This is a genomic window from Methylobacterium sp. WL8 (genome assembly GCF_008040045.1).
Lineage (GTDB): Bacteria > Pseudomonadota > Alphaproteobacteria > Rhizobiales > Beijerinckiaceae > Methylobacterium > Methylobacterium cerastii.
In genome coordinates this window covers 1-7120 of the sequence record NZ_VRVF01000127.1, presented here as the reverse complement: position 1 = coordinate 7120, position 7120 = coordinate 1, and the positions used below count along the sequence as shown (strand labels likewise).

Here is a 7120-nt window from a genome sequence, read left to right as displayed (position 1 = left end):
TCTCCAGCAGCGCTACCGCCTCGCGTTTGAACTCTGGGGTGAACTCGCGTCTCGTCTTGGCCATCAAACACCTTCCCCGCCCGCAAGGAGCGTATCAGAGGTGTCCGTGGAACCGGGGGAGGATCAGCGACGACAATCGCTTCCTGCTCGGGTGACAGCACCGTCGAGCGCGGATCCTTCGGACCGGTGCGCTGGTCGGCGACCGAGGTCCGCTGCCGCCACTTGGCGACCGTCTTCTGGTTGATCCCGTAGCGCTTCGAGAGGGCCCTCAGGCTCGCTTGACTATGCTGGATCGCTCGACGGATCGCCTCAGTCGTCGTGGCGCTGCCGTGAAGAACTTGGCCCATAGCGCATCCCTCCACTCCGACGTGAAGACTGCACCATCAAACCCTGGGATCAAACATCTAGGCCGATACGCAGTACATGGCCCGCATGCAGAATGGCGGCGCTTGGTTAGAAGCCCGTCACCGCGACGGGTGCCGCGGTGTGCCGGAACGGGGCGCTGAACGGCCTCAGGCCGTCTTGGCGACCTTCTTGCGGCCGCGAGCCTTCGGGGCTGCCTCGGGCGCTTCTACAGCCTTGGGCTTCCGACCGCGGGTCTTGGGCGCCTCAGAGACCGTCTCGTCGGCTGCGGCGGCCTTGGGGGCTGCCTTGCGCAGTTGGCCGAGGCCGAGCGAGCGAGCCAACTCGGAGCGCTTGGCGGAATAGCTCGCCGCAGTCGAAGGGTAATCCGGAGGCAAACCGTAGCGCGTCCGGTAGCTCTCCATAGTCAGGCCGCTCTTAGTCAGGTGGCGCTTGAGCGTCTTGTATGGCTTACCGTCGATGAAGCTAATTAGCGCGTCCGGTGTGATCGACTTCTTGACCTGCGCCGGCGTCGGCTTCTCGGGGCCAGCGGGCTCGGCAGGCGTCGGGTTAGCAAGACCCGCAACGGCAGCATGCACGCTGGCGATCACGCCAGGCAGCTCCGACACCGGCACGTTGTTGTTCGACACGTAAGCCGAGACGAGGTCGGCAGCGAGTTCCATGAAGTTGGGGGATTGAGCTTCAGCTTGTTCGTCCACGACGGTTCCTTCCATCAAGAGGATCTATCGCTCTACCGCTTGATGCCGCTGGTCAAGCTACCTCCATGGAAAACACACCGGCGAATGCTGCAACACGGATGGAAATCTGTTGCTTCGCTTCGACATGATGCTCGATGGGGCAAAGAAAGCCCCCGACCGCTCGGGCGGCCGGGGCTTATCATGCAGCACCTGTGCGATGCTATGCGCTCGGGAGCAGTCGTCGCTGACTCCCGATGCGATGTAGAGCCAGGGCCCCTCGATGGGACGCCCCCGCTCACTCTTCCCCGAAACCAAATCTTCGCAGCATGCGTACAGGTCACGGCAGGCTCGCGCGATCTTGCGTGAGCCGCGCCTTGATCTGGGTCCGAGATCGGCAGATCTCATGCCGGTAGCGTACACACGGGACGAACGAAGTGACCAAAGATAACCTGGGGTTGAACCCCGATATGCTTACAATGGCCAGCGAACTGGTAGCGGCTTACGTTTCGAACAACCGCGTACCGGCAACTGAGCTTCCTGTCCTGATCGGCACCGTCCATGCGGCCCTTAACGGCATCATGGGTGGGACAGCCGCCGGCGGTGCCAGCGCCCCGGCCGAAGAGATCGAGAAGCCGACCGCGGCGCAGATCCGCAAATCGATCCGCCCTGACGGTCTCGTCAGCTTCATCGACGGCAAGGCCTACAAGACGTTGAAGCGCCACCTCACGAAGCACGGGCTAAACCCGCGCAGCTACCGGACGAAGTTTGGCCTGCCAGACGATTATCCGACGACAGCAGCCTCGTACTCAGCGGCTCGCTCGGCCCTTGCCAAGAACATCGGTTTGGGTCGGCCGGGTCGTATGGCTGCCTGAGCACGCCGTAGGAGCCGGCCGCGATCCAGCGGCGGGCTTCGAGGGGGCAGCTTTCAGCTCTGTCGCTGCCTTATCCCTCTGCTTGTTGCTCGATCACACCACGCCAACCAAGGCCGCGATAGGTTTCGTAGCCCGGAGTTTCATGGAAGGCGACGAGCCGCCCACGATCGTTCAGATAATGACCATGTTGTTGGCCTTCGGTGCGAAGCCGATACACCTCACTCAGAACCCCTTGGCCCTTTGAGCAGGCGATCACGCGGTCTTTGGCATCGAGCAGCATCACCCGGGTGCGATCTCGCTCGCTATGTCCTAGCCGCACGCCCTCAACGATGGCACGGGCCTGCGGCTGCCAATCGAAGTGGATTGCCAAAATGCCTTGCGGTCGCCCCTCCGCACCGTGCGCAGAGCGCACGCTGGCGCAATACGTTGCGACCTGTGCTCCGTCGAGCTGTCGTTCGGTACGGACATCCGCCGCTCTGAAATAATCACCGCTGCGCAGGGTGAGAGCGTCACGGAACCAGGGCTCGTTGCCGACATGCGATCCCACCACCTTGGGATACGTGTCGGGACGGCCATTGGCGAGAACACGCCCCTCGGTGTCGCAGAGCCAAAGGTCGAGATAGACCGTGTAGGCGGACAGGATGACGCCAAGGCGCTCGCTCGCGTAGGCGACGGCGGCAGCACTTGGCTCGTTCGCACATGCGATGACGGCCGCGTCGGTCGCCCACCATCGTACGTCGCAGGTCCGCTCGTAGAGATTGCGGTCGATCAGCTCGACTGCGTTCAGGGCAAGATCCACACAACGGGTGGCCCGCGCTTCGTTCGCAAGACGATCGACAGCCTGCGTCAGATGCTCAATGCCGGTGCTGAGGCTAAGCCCAAGAGACGATGCCAGTTGCTCTATTTCGGAAGATACAGCACGCACCTCCTGTGCGACGACAGAAAATCCGGCACCTTTCTCACCGGCGTGAGCAGCTTAGATGAGCGCATTGAGCGCAAGAAGCTTCATGCGCCCGGTTATAGATTGGATCGATGTGAGGTCGGATGAAGCACTGTTCTTAAGATTCCGAGCAGAGGTACCAACGACCGCGGACAGGGATAGATTGCTCATCAATCAATTCCAGCACAACTTACTTACAGGCGGCCTTTTATCGAGCCATCTATCAATCTACTAATGCATGGATCTACATTGCTAGTAAATCGTATAGATCGTTATTCGACTTGGAAATCGCTCAAAATTGGTGCAAGATCTGGCCATATACGCTCAACATTTCATCTCCTTCAAGCTCAGATCCCTTCCCATCCGTCTGATGGAACGAGCGTGTCGCGTGCCGCTTTTAGATCGTCGAGACCCTGCACAGAACCGAGATGTGAAGTATCGAGACCGATCAGGTCAACAAGAGATACTTCGCCGCCTGATCGAACGCTGTTTTCCAAGAGTGAGGAAGGGCTTGCCATCATAGCGCGCCCTAACTGCATCTGTGAGCGGCAATCAGCGCTGAACGGAAAACGACTGTATTTTGTACGCCTGACTTTGTCTGACGATATCCGAGAAGGGTGGCTTGCTACCTGTTAGGTCTGGGCAAGGGAAACAGAAGAAGCAGACATTTGCTAGGAAGCAAGAACTGGGCGATTCTCGTCTATAGTTGTCGCTCGAACTACGCCAGCATCGTTCTGGCAGCAGACACCGCGGCGCGAACACGCGCCTTCTCGAGAACCGTAACCCAGTGGTCCCCGGGATACACTTGTCCGCCAGCGCGATCGCTCATAGCTCCTGATCATGACTGCGATCCCTTTCGACAACAGCTACGTCCGCTTGCCGGACCGCTTTTTCGCCCGCCGCGCCCCGACACCCGTCGCGGCCCCGCGCCTCATCCGCCTGAATGGCGACCTGGCGGCGATTCTTGGCATCGACGGGGTTTGGGTCGCTGGCCCCGCCGGGGTGGAGATGCTCGCTGGAAACACCGTCCCGGAAGGCGCCGATCCGATCGCAACGGCTTACGCCGGGCATCAGTTCGGCAACTTCGTGCCGCAGCTCGGCGACGGGCGCGCCGTCCTGCTCGGCGAGGTCGTCGACCGTGACGGCCGCCGCCACGACATCCAGCTTAAGGGCGCGGGCCCGACCCCGTTCTCCCGCCGCGGCGACGGCCGGGCGGCGCTCGGACCGGTACTGCGCGAGTACCTCGTCAGTGAGGCCATGGCCGCGCTCGGCATCCCCACCACTCGGGCGCTGGCTGCGGTGGTTACCGGCGAGCCCGTCCTGCGCGAGACCCAGTTGCCCGGCGCGGTGCTTGCCCGGGTTGCGGCCAGCCACATCCGGGTCGGCAGCTTCCAGTACTTCGCCGCCCGGGGTGACACCGAGGCGGTGCGGGCGCTCGCCGACCACGTCCTCGCCCGGCACTATCCCGAGAAATCATCCGCGGAGCATCCCTACCGGGCGCTGCTCGCAGGTGTCGTCGCCCGCCAGGCCGACCTCGTAGCGTCCTGGCTCCTCGTGGGCTTCGTCCACGGGGTGATGAACACCGACAACATGTCGGTGGCCGGCGAGACGATCGACTACGGCCCCTGCGCCTTCCTCGACGCCTACGACCCGCGCACACGCTTCAGCTCGATCGACGCGCACGGGCGCTACGCCTACGGCCAGCAGCCGGGCATCGCCTTGTGGAACCTGACCCGCCTGGCCGAGACCTTGCTGCCGCTGTTGGCCGAGGACGAGGCGGCGTCGGTCGAGGCCGCCGAGACGACGCTCGCCGGCTTCAGTCCGCGCTTCGAGGCAGCCTATCGCGGCGGTCTCGCGAAGAAGCTCGGGCTGTCCGGAGAGAGAGCCGGCGATGCCGCGCTCGCGGACGACCCTCTGGCGCGGATGGCGGAAAACCAAGCGGACTTCACTCTGACCTTCCGCCGCCTGTGCGACGCGGCCGAGCGGCCGGATGCGGACGCCGGGGTGCGCGACCTGTTCGTCGACCCCACTGAGTTCGACGCCTGGGTCGTGCGCTGGCGGGAGCGACTGGCCAACGAGGGACGGAACCCCGCAGCGACGGCGGCGGCGATGCGCGCGGTCAACCCGGCGTTCATCCCGCGCAACCACCACGTCGAGGCGATGATCGCGGCGGCGGTCGAGCAAGGCGATTTCGGCCCGTTCGAGGACATGTTGGCGGTGCTGTCGCGTCCCTACGATGACCAGCCCACCAACGCCCGCTACGCCGAGGCACCGGTGGGTGGCGGGGTGGGCTACCGCACGTTCTGCGGCACCTGAACGTCCGCCGGCCTCTGAATCATCCCACGATCATCACCCGGGCCTGTAATTCGGAAACCACCTCCGGTTGAAGCCCGGCGGGCGCTATTGCCCAAGGTAAACCGTGGCGAGCTGCGGCGCCGCTACCCACGCGCCATGTGTCCGCTTGATCGAGCTTGAATGTCCGCTTCAGGGATTCGGGGTTGAAAGCCTGAACGACCGTGTCGGGTCGATTTGTGCCGTGGTGATGGGGTGGTACCAACGGTTGGATCTTCTTCGAGCGGGTCCTGACGTCGTAACGCTCAGGTTCCGCGTGGTCCCAGCAGGATGACCGCGGCACCGAAGAGACAGATCGCAGCGCCGCCGATGTCCCATCGGTCGGGGCGGTGCCCCTCGGCCAGCCAGAGCCATAGAATCGACGAGACGATGTAGACGCCGCCGTAGGCCGCGTATGCGCGTCCCGCGCTCTCGCTGTCGACGAGGGTCAGCAGGTAGGCGAACAGGGCGAGCGACGCCATGCCGGGCGCCAGCCACCACGGCGAACGGTCGAGGCGAAGCCACGCCCAGAAGGCGAAGCATCCGGCGATCTCGGCGACCGCGGCGCCGGCATAGGCTATAAGTGTCGTCCCGCCGGCATCCGGCGCCCCGCGTCCACGGTCAAGCCCGGCTGCGAAGCGACCGGCTGGTCAGACGAGGTCGAGGGAAACCGTCCCGAGATCCTCGAAGGATGCGCGGACGCGCTGGCCGGGGACGACCCGCACGAGGCCGGTGCAACTCCCCGTCGTGACGACCTCGCCGGCTTCCAGGCGGCGCCCGCGGCCGGCCAGCCACCGTGCCGTCCAGGCGACGGCGCCGATGGGTGCGCCGAGCGTATCCGCTCCCCGGCCCCGGGTGACGGCATGGCCATCGAGGTCGATACGGACCTCGGTCGAGGCGAGGTCGACGGGACGTCCGTCCCGCACCCGGGGCCCGAGCACATGGACGACGTCGAGCCCGAGGTCGGCCGTGGCCGTCGACGCGTTCAGTGGGGTGCCGTGGGGGACGCGACGTCCGACCATATGCAGTTCGAGATGGCAGGCGAGGCAGGCATCGGCCGCCTCGCGCTCTCCGGCCGGACCTTCCGATACCTCTCCCAGGGGGTGCCCCAGGACGAAGCAGTATCCGGCCCCGACCCCGATGATCCCCCGCGGCAGGAGGAAGGTCGAGCCGTCGTCCAGAAGCGCTCCGCGACGCAGTGGGGCGATCACCGGTTCCGTGCATCCCAGGAGCCGTGCGGTCATCGGGCTGGTGGCGCACAGCGCGTAGCCGACGTGGCCGTCCGCCAGGATGCGCAACGTCGCCTCCTGCACGTCCTCGGCCTCGTCCATCCCGGCCAGGCGGTGGAGGCCTGCGTCGAGGCTCTCACCGCCTGAGCGATGGGCCGACGCGAGGCTCTCCGCGATCCGCTCGATCTCGTCCGGGCCCAACGTCATGATCTGCGGCTTCGGGCGAGCGATGCGCCAAGGCCGTGGTTCTGCCGTGCCGCCTGCCATCGCATCCGACGGTCCCCCCCTTCGGCGCCCGTGCTCCCGAATGGCGAAATGCCGGATCAGCGCCATCGCCGGCAATCCGATGCAGAGCGTCGCCACGGTGGCGGATACCGACAGGCCCAGGGCCCACCCGGCGGCGCCAACGATCACCAGGACGGCCCCCGCCGCCACGTACCTTGCGACGAGGCGGCGGGCACTGCGGGCCCGCAGTCGTCGGGCGCCCCCGTTCATCTCAGATCCGGAGCTCGATGCGGTCCGTCGCGATCACGACGGCGTCGGGTCGATGGTCGGTGAGGTCGACCGCGTAGTGGAGCGCGTCATGCCGCGTGCGGAAGAGGCCGCCGCCCAGGCCGTGGGTCTCCACGGCGATCCAGCGACCCTGCGGGTCCTGGCCGACGACGAAGCTCGTCGTGGGGGATTGCGGGGCCTCGGCGACGATGGCGG

General features: G+C 65.3%; 6 protein-coding genes and 2 pseudogenes. 2 read left to right on the top strand and 6 right to left on the bottom strand.

What is annotated here, in order from left to right; all coding sequences use genetic code 11:
* Window positions 1-125: 125 nt before the first annotated feature.
* Both FV234_RS24750 and FV234_RS24745 read right to left on the bottom strand, forming a co-directional pair.
* Window positions 126-347, bottom strand: a pseudogene (locus tag FV234_RS24750) (IS481 family transposase); the annotation flags it as partial.
* A gap of 165 nt (window positions 348-512) precedes the next feature.
* On the bottom strand, window positions 513-1076 hold the full coding sequence (locus FV234_RS24745) for a MucR family transcriptional regulator (RefSeq protein ID WP_147816122.1): 564 nt from the start codon (window positions 1074-1076) through the stop codon (window positions 513-515).
* Between the two features lie 431 nt (window positions 1077-1507).
* On the opposite strand from FV234_RS24745, the gene FV234_RS24740 reads away from it, so the two are divergent.
* Window positions 1508-1912, top strand: coding sequence for a MucR family transcriptional regulator (locus tag FV234_RS24740; protein ID WP_147832309.1), 405 nt, complete (start codon window positions 1508-1510; stop codon window positions 1910-1912).
* 70 nt (window positions 1913-1982) lie between these two features.
* On the opposite strand, the pseudogene FV234_RS24735 reads toward FV234_RS24740, so the two are convergent.
* Window positions 1983-3023 (bottom strand): annotated as a pseudogene (locus FV234_RS24735) (methyl-accepting chemotaxis protein).
* A gap of 669 nt (window positions 3024-3692) precedes the next feature.
* Between FV234_RS24735 and FV234_RS24730 the strand changes: the two are divergent.
* Window positions 3693-5168: a protein adenylyltransferase SelO gene (locus FV234_RS24730; RefSeq protein WP_147832305.1), complete on the top strand. Its 1476-nt coding sequence runs from the start codon at window positions 3693-3695 to the stop codon at window positions 5166-5168.
* Window positions 5169-5449: 281 nt separating this feature from the next.
* Here the strand turns inward: FV234_RS24730 and FV234_RS24725 are convergent, their stop codons facing one another.
* The 3 genes from FV234_RS24725 to FV234_RS24715 form a co-directional block, all read right to left on the bottom strand.
* Window positions 5450-5764, bottom strand: coding sequence for a YnfA family protein (locus FV234_RS24725; RefSeq protein WP_147832302.1), 315 nt, complete (start codon window positions 5762-5764; stop codon window positions 5450-5452).
* A gap of 69 nt (window positions 5765-5833) precedes the next feature.
* Window positions 5834-6907, bottom strand: a complete 1074-nt coding sequence (locus FV234_RS24720; protein WP_147832300.1) for a fumarylacetoacetate hydrolase family protein — start codon at window positions 6905-6907, stop codon at window positions 5834-5836.
* 1 nt (window position 6908) lies between these two features.
* Window positions 6909-7115: a hypothetical protein gene (locus tag FV234_RS24715; RefSeq protein ID WP_147832307.1), complete on the bottom strand. Its 207-nt coding sequence runs from the start codon at window positions 7113-7115 to the stop codon at window positions 6909-6911.
* Between the last annotated feature and the right edge of the window lie 5 nt (window positions 7116-7120).